Here is a 14,618-nt window from a genome sequence, read left to right on the forward strand (position 1 = left end):
TATTGTGAAACGCTTCACAAAGTCACAAGGGCTCGGAAAGTCCTGATCGGGGGGACCTTCGTCCCCGGAATTCACGCCGCCCGGTCGTCGCCGTAGTACGCCCGGGTCATCAGCAGCTCCAGGTCCCGCAGCATCGGCATCCGCGGATTGGCGGGCGCGCACTGGTCCTCGTACGCGTTCATCGCCTGCTGCCCCAGCGCCGCCAGGAACGCCGCCTCGTCCACCCCGGCCTCCTTGAACGACCGCGGGATGCCGACCCGGTCGCGCAGCTCCTCCACCGCGAGCGCCAGCGACTCCACGCCCTGCTCGGGGGTGTCGGCGGGCAGGCCCAACGACCGGGCGATCTGCTGGTAGCGCTCCGGCGCCACGTAGCTCCGGTACTTCGGCCAGCTGGTCACCTTGGCCGGCGCCGAACCGTTCCAGCGGATCACGTGCGGCAGCAGCAGCGCGTTCGTCCGCCCGTGCGCCACGTGGAAGGTCGCGCCCAGGGTGTGCGCCATCGCGTGCACCGCGCCCAGGAACGCCGAACCGAACGCCATGCCCGCGATCGTCCCCGCGTTGTGCATCCGCTCCCGCGCCACCTGGTCCCGCGGGCCGTCGTGGACCGCCGCCGCCAGGTTCTCGAAGACCAGCCGGATGCCCTGCAGCGCCAGCCCGTCCGTGAAGTCGTTGGCGTAGACCGACACGTACGCCTCGATGCAGTGCGTGAGCGCGTCGAACCCGGAGTCCGCCGTCACCTCGGGCGGCAGGTCGGTGGTCAGCGCCGGGTCCACGATCGCCACCGTCGGGGTCAGCGCGTAGTCCGCCAGCGGGAACTTCTGGCCGGTCTCCGGATCGGTGATCACCGCGAACGGGGTGACCTCGCTGCCGGTGCCCGACGTGGTCGGCACGCACACCAGCTTCGCCTTCTCGCCCAGGTCCGGGAAGGTGAACGCGCGCTTGCGGATGTCGAAGAACTTCTCCTTCAGGTCCGCGAAGTCCACCTCCGGGTGCTCGTACATCAGCCACATCACCTTCGCCGCGTCCATCGGCGAACCGCCGCCCAGCGCCACGATGGTGTCCGGTCGGAAGCCGCGCATCAGCTCCGCGCCCTTCTCCACCGTCGCGATGCTCGGATTCGGCTCCACGAAGTCCACCACCCGCACCTCCACCGGCTCCGCCCGCCGGCGCAGCACCTCCCGGACCCGCTCCAGGTGGCCGATCTCCACCATCGTCCGGTCGGTGACCACCACCACCCGGCGGGCGCCGCGCATGTCCGCCAGGTAGCGCAGCGAGTTGCGCTCGAAGAAGATCTTCGGCGGGACCTTGAACCACTGCAGGTTGTTGTTGCGGCGCCCGACCCGCTTGACGTTGACCAGGTGCAGCGCCGAGACGTTCCCCGACACCGAGGTCCGGCCCCAGGAGCCGCAGCCCAGCGTCAACGACGGCACGAACGCGTTGTACACGTCGCCGATGCCGCCCTGCGAACTCGGCGCGTTCCAGATGATCCGGCAGGCCCGCACCCCGGCACCGAACTCCTCGGCGAACGCCGCGTCCTCGGTGTGCACCGCCGCCGAGTGCCCCAGGCCGTCGAACTCCACCATCTCCGCGGCGAGCCGGACGCCCTGCGCCCGCGAACCCGCCCGCAGCACCGCCAGCACCGGGCAGAGCTTCTCCCGGGTCAACGGCTCCTGCTCACCCACCCCGGCGACCTCCACCAGGATCACCGAGGTGTCCTCCGGCACCTCGAAGCCCGCCGCCCGCGCCACCGCCGCCGCCGACTGCCCGACCACCGACGGATTCAGCCTCGCCCCCGCGCAGTTCGCGCCCGCGGCCGCCCCGAACAGGTGCCGCTCCAGCAGCGCCTTCTGCTCCGCGTCCGCCAGGTGCGCCTTCAACTGCCGGAACTCCGCCAGCGCCGGCTCGTACACCTCCTCGTCCAGGATCACCGCCTGCTCGGAGGCGCAGATCATCCCGTTGTCGAACGACTTCGACAGCACGATGTCGTTCACCGCGCGCTTCAGGTCCGCGGTCCGCTCCACGTACGCCGGCACGTTGCCCGCGCCCACGCCCAGCGCCGGCTTCCCGCACGAATACGCCGCCCGCACCATCGAGTTGCCGCCGGTGGCCAGGATCGTCGCCACCCCGTCGTGCGCCATCAGCGCGTGCGTCGCCGCCATCGACGGACGGTCGATCCACTGCACGCAGTGCGCCGGGGCGCCCGCCGCGACGGCCGCGTCCCGGACGATCCGGGCCGCCTCCGCCGAGCAGCGCTGCGCCGCCGGGTGGAAGGCGAACACGATCGGATTGCGGGTCTTCAAGGCGATCAGCGCCTTGAAGATGGTGGTGGAGGTCGGGTTGGTCACCGGCGTGAGGGCGGCCACCACGCCCACCGGCTCGGCGATCTCGACGATCCCGTCGATGTCGTCCCGGGAGATCACGCCGACCGTGCGCATTCCGGCCATCGAGTGCGTCACGTGCTCGCAGGCGAAGACGTTCTTCACCGCCTTGTCCTCGAACACCCCGCGCCCGGTCTCCTCGACGGCCAGCGCCGCCAGCCGGGTGTGCGCCGCGAGCGCGGCCAGCGAGGCCTTCTTCACGATCCGGTCCACCCGCTCCTGGGTGAGACCGGCGTACTCCTGCAGGGCCTTGCGGCCGTTGGCGACCAGGGCGTCCACGGCGGGGCCGGGGTCGTCGGACGCGACGGCGCCGACGGGGTTCTCCGCCTGCGCGGCGGGGTCGTTCGCGTCCGCGGCGGGGTTCTTCGGGTGCGCGGCGGGGGAGTTCTGACCGGACATGGCGCGGCTCACCTCTCGGGGTGGGGCTGCGGGGGCGCCCCGGCGACACTGCCGGGACCGGTTGACCCCCTCAGCGTCGGGCGGCGGGCCGTCCGGCGGCTACGGCCGATGGGCGCGACCATCCGGGACCATCGGCCTTCTCCATTGCCGCGCAAGGAAGTTCGGGCACCGCCCCGGCCTGCGGCCGGTGTCCGCCGGCCGGGTGAGCGGCGGCCGCCGGGGTGCGACCCCCAGGGGCCGGTGCGAGGGTGGACGCAGCCCGTTGTCCGCGACATCCGAGGAGGAGCGATGGGTCTCAGCGACCAGTTCAAGGACAAGGCGAAGGACCTCGCCGACCAGGCCAAGTCGGCGCTCGGCAACCAGGAACCGAAGGCCGAGGAGGCCGAGCAGAAGGCCCGCGAGAAGGCCGAGGGCGCAGTGCCCCAGGGCCAGGAGACCGCCCAGGACACCCCGCAGGAGGGTGAGTCCTCCTGACCGCCGCGCCACCACGGGACGGACCCGACCGGGCCGTCCCGTTCGGCGTACCGTGACAGTGAGGCAGCCAAGCAGGGGGGACGCCCACCCGAGGAGGAGACATGGGCATCTTCGACAGGTACCGCCACCGGGCGCCCCAGCCGGCCGCCGACTCGCCCGAGCGGGCCGCCCTCGCCCACGACGAGGCCGCCGACGCCTTCGGCGACAGCGTGGAACGCGCCCGTGACGAAGCCGAGCGCCGCATCCGCCAGGAACGCGAGGACCGCCAGGCCGCCGAGAACATGACGGCCGAGGGCGACCCCTGGGGCTGACCCCCACCCGCCGACGCCGGTGCCGAACGGCACCGGCGTCGGGCCGTCCGAGGCCGATGAGAAAAAGTGATCGTCCGGTGTCGATCGGGTGAGATAGTTTGTTCCTGCGCGACCGACCCGGCCGGGGGAGAACGGCCGATCGGGGGCGCCACGCTGAGCTCAGCAGAATTCGATCCCTTGGGGGGACCCCTTCATGACTGCCCGTCGGTTCGCGCCGTCCATCACTTCCTGGAAGAAGACGACCGCCGTTGCCGCGCTGATGCTCGCCGCCACCGGCGTGGCCGGCGGCATCGCCTGGGCGGACAACGACACCCCCGTGGTGCCGTGCGCCGACGGCTCGGTCCACCTGCCCGGCGAGGACGCCGTCGAGAACGGCCCCGCGCACAACGGGCACGTCGTGCTGGAGACCATGCGGGACATGTACCCGGTCGTCGACGGCGACACGGTGACCTACCGGGGCTACATCTGGCTGACGAACAACACCGGGGCCGCGTACCAGCACGTCACCGTGGTGCCGGTGATCACCTCCCACCCCAGCGTGATGGACACCAGCAACACCACGCTGCGCTGGGTGCGCGACGACAGCACGGTGGAACTGCCCACCCGGATGGGGTGCGACCCGTCGATCTGGGGCGCCTCCGGTGCGCTGGACCAGCCGATGGCGAACGGCCAGATCTCCCGCTACGTGGTGACGGTCACCACCTCGAAGGCGATCGCGGCGCAGGCCGACGAGATCCTGCTGAACGTCCGCGGTGCGGCGGACGGCGACCGCAGCCTGGAGGCCCCCCTCGGCTGGCTGAAGGTCCCGCCGGCGCCGCCGGTGTCGCCCTCCCCGTCGGCCCCGACCTCCCCCTGGTCGTCTCCGTCGCCGTCGCCGTCCTCCTGGACCTCGCCGTCGCCGTCGCCGTCCTCCTGGACCTCGCCGTCGCCGTCGCCGTCCTCCTGGACCTCGCCGTCGCCGTCGCCGTCCTCCTGGACTTGGCCGTCCCCGTCGGGCTCGCAGACCCCCTGGACCTCGCCGTCCCCGTGGGTCTCGCCCTCCTCGTGGGTGTCGCCCTCCTCGGGCACCGGCACCACCGTGATGTCCGCGTCGGTTCCCACCAACGTGAACGCCGAGCAGGTCGCCGCCGGCACCGACAAGTCCGCGCCGCTGGCCGCCGGGGCCTTCGCCCTCGCCGCCGCGGGCGGCGTGTTCTTCCTCAACAGCCGCCGTCGCAACCGCGGCACCAAGTAACCGCACCCCACCGTGTGGCCGGCCCCTCCCAGGGGCCGGCCACACGGCGTTTCCGGGCGGGCCGACGGAGTTGACGGCCGGTCATACGTCGCGGCGGTTCACCGACAGCGTGCCCAGGGCCAGCAGCAGTGCGGGCCAGGCGGCCGCCGCGCATGGGGGCGGGGCGTGTCAGGAGCGCGGTGGCAGGGGTGGGCGGCGGAGGTCGGGGCGGGGGGTGGTGGGGGGCGGGGGTGTGGCGGCGGGGGTGGTGGTGAGGAGGTCGAGGGCGAGGGTGACGGCGGCGGAGAGGTCGGTGTGGTCGCCGCGGGCCCAGTCGCGCGGGGTGCGGATCACCTCGATGTCGGGGGCGACGCCCTGGTTCTCGACCGAGAAGCCGATGCCGCCGGTGAACCAGGAGGCGTTCTTCGGGACGGAGATCTGGGTGCCGTCGCCGAGGGCGTGCCGGCCGGTCATGCCGACCACGCCGCCCCAGGTGCGGGTGCCGACCACCGGGCCCAGGCCGAGGGTCTTGATGGCGGCGATGATGACGTCGCCGTCGGAGCTGGTGGCGTGGTCGGCGAGCGCGACCACGGGCCCGCGCGGCGCGTCCCGGGGCCACCGGACGGGCTGCCGGCCGCGGGTGAAGTCCCAGGCCAGGACCCGGCGGTGGAGTTTTTCCAGGACCAGTTCGGAGACGTTGCCGCCGGCGTTGCCGCGGACGTCCAGCACCAGGGCGGGGTGGGCGAGTTCGGAGCGCAGGTCGCGGTTGAACTGGGCCCAGCCGGAGCCGCCGAGGTCCGGGATGTGCAGGTACCCGCACACCCCGTTGCTGAACTCCCGCACCAGGTGGCGGCGCTTGGCCACCCAGTCCTGGTAGCGGATGGGCCGCTCGTCGGTGAGCGGGGTGACGGCGATCCGCCGGACCCGCCCGTCGTGACGGACGGTCAGCTCGACGGTGGTGCCGCCCGTTCCGGCGAGCAGCGGCGTCGGGCCGCGCACCGGGTCGGGCGGGCGGCCGTCCACGGCGAGCAGCTCGTCGCCGTCGTGCAGGCCGTAACCGGCCAGCGGGGCCCGGGCCTTGGGATCGGAGGACTCGCCGGGCAGGATCCGGTCGACCAGCCAGCGCCCGTCCGGGTCGCGGTGCGCGTTCGCGCCGAGCAGGCCGAGCGGCTGCTGCGCGATCGCCGGACCCTCGCCGCGCCGGGACGGGGTGACGTAGGCGTGCGAGGTGCCGAGCTCGCCGAGCAGTTCCCGCAGCAGGTCGGCGAAGTCGTCCGGGGAGGCCACCCGCTCCAGCAGCGGGGCGTACTGGGCGGTGAGTTCCGGCCAGTCGAGGTTGCACATGCCGGGGTCCCAGAACTGGTCGGCGACGATCCGGGCGGCCTCGAAGTACGACTGCCGCCACTCGGCGGCCGGGTGCACGGTGTGGGTGATCCGGCGGAGGTCGACCGGGACGGGAGCGGACGGCGCGGCCATCGGGTACAGCTTCAGCGCGCCGCCCGAGAACACCGACACCGCCGAGCCGTCGGCGGACACCGCGAACCCGTCCAACTGCTCGACCAGGGTGGTGCGGCGGCCCCGCGCCAGGTCGAAGAACTCCAGGGCGGGCCGGCCCGAGGTGTCCTCCGGGTTGGCGAAGGTCTGGCCGAGCGCGCCGGAGATCGGCCAGCGCAGCCACACGACGCCGCCGCGCACCGCCGCCGTCGCCGAGTACTTTGAGGCGATCACCGGGAACGGCACCAGGCGCTTGGTCAGCCCGTCCTCGTCCACCCGCACCGTGCCGTCGCCGCCGGCCTCCTCCGGGTCCAGCCCCATCGGCGGGCGGCCCTCGGCCGGCGAGGCGAACGGGGACGGGGTGTCGGCGGCCAGCGGCACGAGGTACGGGCGGCAGCCCAGCGGGAACGACAGGTCGCCGGTGTGCACGTCGTGCACCGGGTCGAAGCCCCGCCAGGACAGGAACACCAGGAACCGGCCGTCCCGGGTGAACACCGGGTGCTCGTCCTCGAACCGGCCGCCGGTGACGTCGACGGTGCGCTCCGGCCGGTCCACCCGGGCGAGCTGGATCGACCGCAGCGAGCGGCCCGCGACCGGCTGCGACCAGGCCAGCCACTGCGAATCCGGCGAGAACGACGGGCTGGAGACCGGGCCGAACCGGGACGCGGCGACCTCGGTGACCCCGCCCTCGGCGGTGTCCACCAGTAGCAGCCGGCCGTCCGAGCAGGCCACCGCCAGCCGGGCGCCGTCCGGGGACGCCGACAGCTCCTGGACCCGGCCGATCCGGCCCGCCGCGATCCGCCGGTGCGGGGCCCGGACCTCCGGCAGGCCGTCCGGGCCGGCGGCGGCCTCCCGGCCCGGGAGCGGGGCCAGCTCGATCGCGTCCTCGCCCTCCGTGTCGGTGACCCAGGCGGCCTGCCCGCCCCAGCCGAGCACCAGCGGCAGCCGGCAGCGCACCCCCGGCGTGTCGGCCAGCACCCGGGCCGGGCCGTCCCGGTGGGTCAGCCAGTACAGCGACCCGCGCACGTTGATCACCCCGGCCCGGCCGGTCGCGTCGCAGGCCAGGTCCTTGACGTTGTTCGCGGCGCTCACCTGGTACGGGCGGCGGCCGGCCCGGGCACCGCCGAGCGGCACCTCCAGCCGGTGCGGGGCCGGAGCGTCCAACGAGTCCAGCAGCCACAGGTCGCCGGCGTGCTGGTAGACGATCCGGGTGCCGTCGGTGGCGGCCTCGCGCGCGTAGTAGGTGGCGTGGTCGGTGTGCCGGCGCAGGTCGGTGCCGTCCGGGCGCACCGAGTACACGTTGCCGACGCCCTCGTGGTCGGACAGGAACGCCACCCGGGTGCCGGTCGGCGCGGCCACCGGCATCGGCGCGGCCAGGTGCCCCGGCAGGCCCGGCAGCAGCAGGTCGTGGTCCACCCACAGGCGGCCGGTCGCGCCGCCCCGGTAGCGCTTCCAGAACGCCGGCTCGTGCGGCGCGGCATCGGTCAGCAGCACCGTGTGGCCCGCCCCCACCTGCGCGTCCGCGACCGGCCCCCACGGCATCCGGCGGCCCGGCGAGCCGTCCGCGGGCAGCTCCCACGCCCAGGTGTAGTGCGCGAACGGCTCGTGGTACGAGGTGACGGCCAGCACCTCCCCGTTCGGCAGCCAGCCGCGCACCCGGGTGTCCTGGCTGCCCCAGTACGTCAGCCGGGTCGCCGGGCCGCCCGCCACCGGGGCGGTGAACACCTCCGGGGTCAGCGCGAACCAGCTCGTCCAGGCCACCGTCGAGCCGTCCGGCGACAGCCGGGGGTGGCTCACCCTGGTCCGGTCGGCGGTCACCCGCCAGGCCCGCCCGACCAGGCCGTCCGCCGCGAGCGGCGCGACCCAGACGTCGTCCTCGGCGGTGAAGGCGAGCAGACCGTCACGTACATGGGGGAAGCGCAGATATCCGGGCACCATTCCATGGTTCGATCGGCCGCCGGGGCCCGCAAACGCGGGGACCTGCGGTGGAGCGGCCGAGGACCGGCCGCCGCGCCGACCGGGTGGCTGACTCACCGTCAGGGAACGCGGGTCGCCCGTGCATTGACAGGGACGGGCGGAGCCGGTTCAGTGGTCTAGTCCAACTCCCAGGTGCGTGCCGGTGCGGCGGCACGCCCCGGGCCGGAAACCCCACGATCCGGCGGCCGGGAGGCGGGCGTCCCCCACACAGAGGCAGGAGCATCCCCACATGCACACTCCCCGAACGCCCAGAGGCAAGCGGCTGCTCGCCGCCGGAACGGCCTGGGCCGTCGCGGCCGCGGGCGCCGTCGCGATCAGCTTCGGACTCGCCGGGTCGGCCTCGGCCGGCGAGTTCCTGGTCAACGGCGGCCTGGAGACCGGCGCACTGAACCCCTGGACCTGCAGCGGCTCCACCGGCAGCGTGGTCACCGGCCACGCCCGCAGCGGCAGCTACGCGCTGGCCGGCGCCGCGAGCGCGGGCGACACCGCCCAGTGCACCCAGACCGTCGCCGTCGCCCCCAACACCACGTACACCCTCAGCGCCTACGTCAACGGCGCGTACGTCTACCTCGGCGTCAACGGCGGCACCTCCACCTGGACGCCCAGCACCGGCGGCGCCTACCAGAAGCTGTCCGTCAGCTTCACCACCACCGCCACCCAGACCTCCGCCACCGTCTTCACCCACGGCTGGTACGGGCAGGGCACCTACTACGCGGACGACATCTCGCTGGACGGGCCGGGTGCGCCGAGTCCGTCCGCGTCGGTGTCCGCCTCCGCCTCCGCCTCCGCGTCCGCCTCCCCGTCCGCGTCTGCTTCGGCTTCGGCTTCGGCTTCTGCGTCGGCTTCGGCCAGTGCCAGTCCGTCGAGTTCGCCGACCACTCCGCCGCCCGCCGGGAGCCACGCGCTGGTCGGCTACCTGCACGCGAGCTTCGCCAACGGCGCCGGGTACATGAAGATGGCGGACGTCCCCGACAGCTGGGACATCATCGACCTGGCCTTCGGCGAGCCGGACTCCATCACCTCCGGCACCATCCACTTCAACCGCTGCCCGGTCACCGAGTGCCCCGGCGTGGAGTCCGACGCCGACTTCAAGGCGGCGATCGCCGCCAAGCAGGCCAAGGGCAAGAAGGTCCTGCTGTCGATCGGCGGCCAGAACGGCGAGGTCCAGCTCACCACCACCGGCGCCCGCGACAACTTCGTCAACTCGGTGTCCGCGATCATCGACAAGTGGGGCCTGGACGGCCTCGACATCGACTTCGAAGGACACTCGCTGTCGCTGGCCACCGGCGACAACGACTTCAAGAACCCGACCACGCCGGTGATCACCAACCTGATCTCGGCCGTGAAGACCCTGAAGGCCAAGTACGGCGCGAAGTTCCAACTGACCATGGCGCCGGAGACCTTCTTCGTCCAGCTCGGCTACCAGTACTACGGCTCCGGCCCCTGGGGCGGACAGGACCCGCGCGCCGGGGCGTTCCTGCCGGTCATCTACGCGCTGCGCGACGACCTGACGCTGCTTCACGTCCAGGACTACAACTCGGGCTCGATCATGGGCCTCGACAACCAGTACCACAACATGGGCGGCGCGGACTTCCACATCGCGATGACCGACATGCTGCTCGCCGGCTTCCCGGTGGCGGGCAACACCGCCAACATGTTCCCGGCGCTCAAGCCCTCGCAGGTCGCGATCGGCATGCCCGCCAACACCTACGCCGGCAACGGCTACGTCGCCCCGGCCGTCGTCAACCAGGCCCTGGACTGCCTCACCAAGGGCACCAGCTGCGGCTCCTACACCCCGCGGGCCGGCAAGCAGCCGAACCTGCGCGGGCTGATGACCTGGTCGATCAACTGGGACAACTACAACGGGAACGAGTTCTCGAAGAACTTCCACACCTACTTCGGCTGAGCGGTCGAGCGGCAGTACGACGGGGGCCGGTTGCCGGGTGGTGGCCGGTCTTCGTGTGTTGGGTGGTCGCCTGCGGCGGGCTTGGGTGGTGGGGGTTGGGGTGGGTTGAGCGGTCGAGCGGGTAGTGGGAGGGGGCCGGTTGCCGGGTGGTGGCCGGCTTTCGTGCCGGTGGTCGCCTGCGGCGGGCTTTTCCCGACACCGTCACGGCGCCGGCCAGCCCCCGCTGCCTCACGCCCGGGCCCGCCGCGGGCGACCACCCGCTGCAAGAACCGGCGACCGGCCTGGGCCGGTTGCTGGGGGTGAGAGGGCTTTGCGCTGGGTGGGGGTGGACGTAGGGGATCGCGGGGGTGGGGGTGGGTGCCTAGATTGGGGGGCAGGAGGTGGTGGTGATGCTGGGAGATGCGCCGTTGTACGCGGTGATTCCGGTGACCGACCTCGAACAGGGAAAGCGGTACTACCGGGACACGCTCGGGCTGTCGCTGGTGCGGGACGGGGCGGAGGAAGTCACGTTCCGGTGCGGGGACAGTGAGTTCGGGATGTACGAGACGCCCTACGGGGGGCAGGCCGGCCATACGCTGGCCAGTTGGAAGGTCGCGGACCTGGATGCCGAGATGGCCGAACTGCGCGGTCGTGGCGTGGTGTTCGAGGAGTACGACCTGCCGGGGCTGAAGACCGTGAACGGGGTCGCGGAGGACGACGGCATGCGGGCGGCGTGGTTCAAGGACCCGGACGGCAACGTGCTGTGCGTCAATGAGCGGCGCCCGGACTGAACGGAGAAACGCCGGAGGCCCCTCGCTTCCGCGAGGGGCCTCCGACTGTCTGTGCGCCGCCAGGGACTCGAACCCCGGACCCGCTGATTAAGAGTCAGCTGCTCTAACCAACTGAGCTAGCGGCGCTTGCTGACGGAGAGAACATTACCTGGTCAGAGCCGGAAACACACAATCGGTCCGGTCGCGGCCGGAACGTATGCTGAATCCGGCCGTCCGCTTCTGCCGAGAGGATTCTCCGTGGGCCAGCTGACACTGCTCTTCCTGGTGCTGCTCGCCTCCGTGGTGACGATGCCGCTGGCCCGGAGGACCCGGATCCCGCAGCCGGTGCTGATGACCATGGTCGGCCTGGTGTTCGCGCTGGTGCCGCAGATCCCCAACGTGGAGATCGACCCGGAGTTCATCCTGCCGCTGGTGCTGCCGCCGCTGATCTTCGCGGTCGCCCGGCGTTCCTCGGTGCGGTACTTCAAGGCGAACATCAGGTCGATCCTGCTGCTGGCCGTCGCGCTGGTGATCGTCACCACGACCGCCGTCGCGGGCACGTTCTCCTGGCTGGTGCCGGGCGTTCCGGTCGCGGCCGCGGTCGCGCTCGGCGCGCTGGTCTCGCCGCCCGACCCGGTGGCCGCCGTCGCGGTGGCCGGCGAGGTGGGGCTGCCGCGCCGGCTGACCGCGGTGCTGGAGAGCGAGGGCCTGTTCAACGACGTGACCGCGATCGTCGTGTACTCGCTGGCGATCGAGGCGGTGGTCGACGGGGACCTGTCGGCCGGGCACGCGGTGCTGCGGTTCCTGCTGTCGGCGGTGGTCGCGGTGCTGGTCGGCGTCGGGCTGGGCTGGGCGAACGCCAAGCTGGCCGGGCGGCTGGAGGACCCCACCCAGCAGGTGGCGCTCAACCTGCTGGTGCCGTTCGCCGCGTACACCCTGGCCGAGGAGATGCACGGCTCCGGCGTGCTCGCCGTGGTGGTGTGCGCGCTGTACCTCGCGGACCGGGCGTCCGACGCCGACGACGTGTCGTTCCGGCTGGTCGGCAACGCGTTCTGGGAGATCGTCGAGACGCTGATCACCGGCGTCGCGTTCGGATTGATCGGCCTGGAGCTGTCCACCGTCCTGCGGGACGTCAAGGACACCTGGCACACCATGATCGGCGACACCGCGATCGTCATCACCGTGGTGGTGCTGGTCCGGCTGCTCTGGCTGCTGCCCGCGGCGTGGCTGTCCAAGCGGGTCAGCCACGGGGAGGAGGACACCCCGATCAGCTGGCGGGAGACCGTGGTGCTGTGGTGGTCCGGCATGCGCGGGGTGGCGACCGTCGCGCTGGCGCTCGGCATCCCGCTCGCGCTGCACGACGGGCTGCCGTTCCCGGTCCGCAACGAGATCGTCTTCATCGCGTTCAGCGTCGTCCTGTTCACGCTGGTGGTGCAGGGTCTGACGCTCCCTTACGTGGTGAAGCTGCTCGGCCTGGACAGCGACCACGACGCCCACGAGCAGGCGGTCCGCGAGCTGTGGTGGCGGGCCGCGAAGGCCGGGCTGCACCGGCTGGCCGAGCTGGAGGAGGAGGACCAGCTGCCGCCGGAGATCACCGAGCGCCTGCGCGAGCGCCAGCACGACCGGCTGGCCCGGCTCTGTCCGGAGAAGTACGAGGAGGAGGAGGCGCTGGAGGCGAAGCGCCGCGGCAAGAAGTGGCGGCAGGCGTTCGCGGTCGAGCAGGAGATGATCGCCGCCTCCCGCCGCGAGGTGCTCACGGCCCGCAGCGAGGCTGGCGCCGACCCGGAGATCGCGGACCGCGTGCTGCGGGCGCTCGACCTCCAGTCGGCCAGGAAGTGACGGCCCGTCGACCCGGGGGCGGATGTCCCGGCGGGGCGGCCGGCAGGGAATAGGGTTGGGCCGGGCAAGGCTGGCGATGGTGCCGGCTCGTGCACCGTACCCGCCGGCCCCAGCGCAACCCTCCCGCCGGAACCGCCGGTATCTGCACCCGCATGACGCAAGGAGCAACCGATGTCGGACACCCCTGCCAACGGCCGCACCCCGTTGGACCGCACCCCGCAGTGGGCCGCGCTGGGGAAGCACCGCGCCGAGCTCGGCGACCAGCACCTGCGCGAGCTGTTCGCCGCCGACCCCGACCGGGGCACGCGCTACACGCTTCAGGTCGGCGACCTCTTCATCGACTACTCGAAGCACCTGGTCACCGACCGCACCCTGGACCTGCTGCGCCGGCTTGCCGCCGCCACCGGCGTCGCCGAGCTGCGCGACGCGATGTTCCGCGGCGAGAAGATCAACAACACCGAGGACCGGGCCGTCCTGCACACCGCGCTGCGCGCCCCGCGCGGGGCCGTGATCGAGGTCGACGGGGAGAACGTCGTCCCCGCCGTGCACGCCGTGCTCGACAAGATGGCCGACTTCTCCGAGCGGGTCCGCTCCGGCGCGTGGACCGGCCACACCGGCAAGCGGATCCGCAACGTCGTCAACATCGGCATCGGCGGCTCCGACCTGGGCCCGGCGATGGCCTACGAGGTGCTCCGCTCGTACACCGACCGCGACCTGACGGTCCGTTTCGTGTCCAACGTGGACGGCGCCGACCTGCACGAGGCGGTGCGCGACCTGGACGCCGCCGAGACGCTGTTCATCGTCGCCTCGAAGACGTTCACCACCATCGAGACCGTCACCAACGCGGTCGCCGCCCGCAGCTGGCTGCTGGAGCAGCTCGGCGCGGGCGAGGAGGCCGTCGCCAAGCACTTCGTGGCGCTGTCCACCAATGCGCAGGGCGTCGCCGACTTCGGCATCGACACCGCCAACATGTTCGAGTTCTGGGACTGGGTGGGCGGCCGCTACTCGTACGACTCGGCTATCGGCCTGTCGCTGATGATCGCGATCGGCTCCGAGCGCTTCCAGGAGATGCTGGCCGGCTTCCGCCTGGTCGACGAGCACTTCCGCACCGCGCCCGCCGAGCAGAACGCCCCGCTGCTGCTGGGCCTGCTCGGGGTCTGGTACGGCGCCTTCTTCGACGCCCAGGCGCACGCCGTGCTGCCGTACTCGCACTACCTGTCGAAGTTCACCGCGTACCTGCAGCAGCTCGACATGGAGTCCAACGGCAAGTCGGTGGACCGCGAGGGCCGCCCGGTCGACTGGCAGACCGGCCCCGTGGTGTGGGGCACCCCCGGCACCAACGGGCAGCACGCGTACTACCAGCTGCTGCACCAGGGCACCAAGATGATCCCGGCGGACTTCCTCGGCTTCGCCCGGCCCGTCGACGACCTGCAGGTCGGCCTGGTCGCCCAGCACGACCTGCTGATGGCCAACTTCTTCGCGCAGACCCAGGCGCTGGCGTTCGGCAAGACCGCCGAGGAGGTCGCGGCCGAGGGCGTGCCCGCCGAGCTGGTCCCGCACAAGACGTTCCGCGGCAACCACCCGACCACCACGATCCTGGCCGACGAGCTCACCCCGCACGTGCTCGGCCAGCTGATCGCCCTCTACGAGCACAAGGTGTTCGTCCAGGGCGCGGTGTGGAACATCGACTCCTTCGACCAGTGGGGCGTCGAGCTCGGCAAGGTGCTCGCCAAGAAGATCGAGCCCGTCCTGCTGACCGGCGAGGGCGGCGAGGCGCTGGACTCCTCGACCGCGGCCCTGGTCGGCCGCTACCGCGAGCTGCGCGGCCGCAAGTAGCGCGCGAACGGCGGGGGCCCCGGGGGGGGTAGCTCCCCCCCG

Annotated in this window: 9 protein-coding genes and 1 tRNA gene; 7 read left to right on the forward strand and 3 right to left on the reverse strand. The window is 72.5% G+C overall.

The genetic code is table 11. The features are described from left to right. Positions 1 to 71 precede the first annotated feature (71 nt). On the reverse strand, positions 72 to 2,777 hold the full coding sequence (adhE, locus tag ACFV1L_RS03345; RefSeq protein ID WP_380362418.1) for a bifunctional acetaldehyde-CoA/alcohol dehydrogenase: 2,706 nt from the start codon (positions 2,775 to 2,777) through the stop codon (positions 72 to 74). A gap of 288 nt (positions 2,778 to 3,065) precedes the next feature. Here adhE and ACFV1L_RS03350 point away from each other — a divergent pair, with 288 nt between their 5' ends. The 3 genes from ACFV1L_RS03350 to ACFV1L_RS03360 all read left to right on the forward strand — a co-directional run bounded on the left by ACFV1L_RS03350 (position 3,066) and on the right by ACFV1L_RS03360 (position 4,796). Further along, positions 3,066 to 3,251, forward strand: a complete 186-nt coding sequence (locus ACFV1L_RS03350) for a hypothetical protein (RefSeq protein ID WP_380362420.1) — start codon at positions 3,066 to 3,068, stop codon at positions 3,249 to 3,251. A gap of 101 nt (positions 3,252 to 3,352) precedes the next feature. Continuing rightward, a complete protein-coding gene (locus tag ACFV1L_RS03355; RefSeq protein WP_380362422.1) occupies positions 3,353 to 3,562 on the forward strand; it encodes a hypothetical protein in 210 nt (69 codons plus the stop codon). Positions 3,563 to 3,755: 193 nt separating this feature from the next. Next, a complete protein-coding gene (locus ACFV1L_RS03360; protein ID WP_380362424.1) occupies positions 3,756 to 4,796 on the forward strand; it encodes a hypothetical protein in 1,041 nt (346 codons plus the stop codon). Positions 4,797 to 4,964: 168 nt separating this feature from the next. Here ACFV1L_RS03360 and ACFV1L_RS03365 read toward each other — a convergent pair whose 3' ends face one another. Continuing rightward, on the reverse strand, positions 4,965 to 8,207 hold the full coding sequence (locus ACFV1L_RS03365; protein WP_380362426.1) for a S41 family peptidase: 3,243 nt from the start codon (positions 8,205 to 8,207) through the stop codon (positions 4,965 to 4,967). Between the two features lie 268 nt (positions 8,208 to 8,475). On the opposite strand from ACFV1L_RS03365, the gene ACFV1L_RS03370 reads away from it, so the two are divergent. Both ACFV1L_RS03370 and ACFV1L_RS03375 read left to right on the forward strand, forming a co-directional pair. Continuing rightward, the gene (locus ACFV1L_RS03370) at positions 8,476 to 10,152 is read left to right on the forward strand and encodes a chitinase (protein WP_380362428.1); all 1,677 of its coding nucleotides are present in this window, start codon (positions 8,476 to 8,478) and stop codon (positions 10,150 to 10,152) included. A gap of 389 nt (positions 10,153 to 10,541) precedes the next feature. Continuing rightward, positions 10,542 to 10,922, forward strand: a complete 381-nt coding sequence (locus ACFV1L_RS03375; RefSeq protein WP_380362518.1) for a VOC family protein — start codon at positions 10,542 to 10,544, stop codon at positions 10,920 to 10,922. 52 nt (positions 10,923 to 10,974) lie between these two features. Here the strand turns inward: ACFV1L_RS03375 and ACFV1L_RS03380 are convergent. Further along, positions 10,975 to 11,048 (reverse strand) — tRNA-Lys (locus ACFV1L_RS03380). A gap of 111 nt (positions 11,049 to 11,159) precedes the next feature. Between ACFV1L_RS03380 and ACFV1L_RS03385 the strand changes: the two genes are divergently transcribed. Together ACFV1L_RS03385 and pgi are read left to right on the forward strand one after the other, a co-directional pair. Continuing rightward, positions 11,160 to 12,740 (forward strand): Na+/H+ antiporter, encoded by a 1,581-nt coding sequence (locus tag ACFV1L_RS03385; RefSeq protein ID WP_380362430.1) that lies wholly within the window; start codon positions 11,160 to 11,162, stop codon positions 12,738 to 12,740. A gap of 171 nt (positions 12,741 to 12,911) precedes the next feature. Continuing rightward, positions 12,912 to 14,576, forward strand: a complete 1,665-nt coding sequence (gene pgi / locus ACFV1L_RS03390) for a glucose-6-phosphate isomerase (RefSeq protein ID WP_380362431.1) — start codon at positions 12,912 to 12,914, stop codon at positions 14,574 to 14,576. Positions 14,577 to 14,618: the final 42 nt, after the last annotated feature.

The organism is Kitasatospora sp. NPDC059646, assembly GCF_042734615.1.
In the GTDB taxonomy this organism is placed as follows: Bacteria; Actinomycetota; Actinomycetes; order Streptomycetales; family Streptomycetaceae; genus Kitasatospora.

Bases quoted from the DNA above. Each gene is read 5' to 3' on its own strand.
- ACFV1L_RS03360 (WP_380362424.1), top strand. From the start codon at position 3,756: ATGACTGCCCGTCGGTTCGCGCCGTCCATCACTTCCTGGAAGAAGACG.
- adhE (WP_380362418.1), bottom strand. From the start codon at position 2,777: ATGTCCGGTCAGAACTCCCCCGCCGCGCACCCGAAGAACCCCGCCGCG.
- ACFV1L_RS03355 (WP_380362422.1), top strand. From the start codon at position 3,353: ATGGGCATCTTCGACAGGTACCGCCACCGGGCGCCCCAGCCGGCCGCC.
- ACFV1L_RS03370 (WP_380362428.1), top strand. From the start codon at position 8,476: ATGCACACTCCCCGAACGCCCAGAGGCAAGCGGCTGCTCGCCGCCGGA.
- pgi (WP_380362431.1), top strand. From the start codon at position 12,912: ATGTCGGACACCCCTGCCAACGGCCGCACCCCGTTGGACCGCACCCCG.
- ACFV1L_RS03365 (WP_380362426.1), bottom strand. From the start codon at position 8,207: ATGGTGCCCGGATATCTGCGCTTCCCCCATGTACGTGACGGTCTGCTC.
- ACFV1L_RS03375 (WP_380362518.1), top strand. From the start codon at position 10,542: ATGCTGGGAGATGCGCCGTTGTACGCGGTGATTCCGGTGACCGACCTC.
- ACFV1L_RS03350 (WP_380362420.1), top strand. From the start codon at position 3,066: ATGGGTCTCAGCGACCAGTTCAAGGACAAGGCGAAGGACCTCGCCGAC.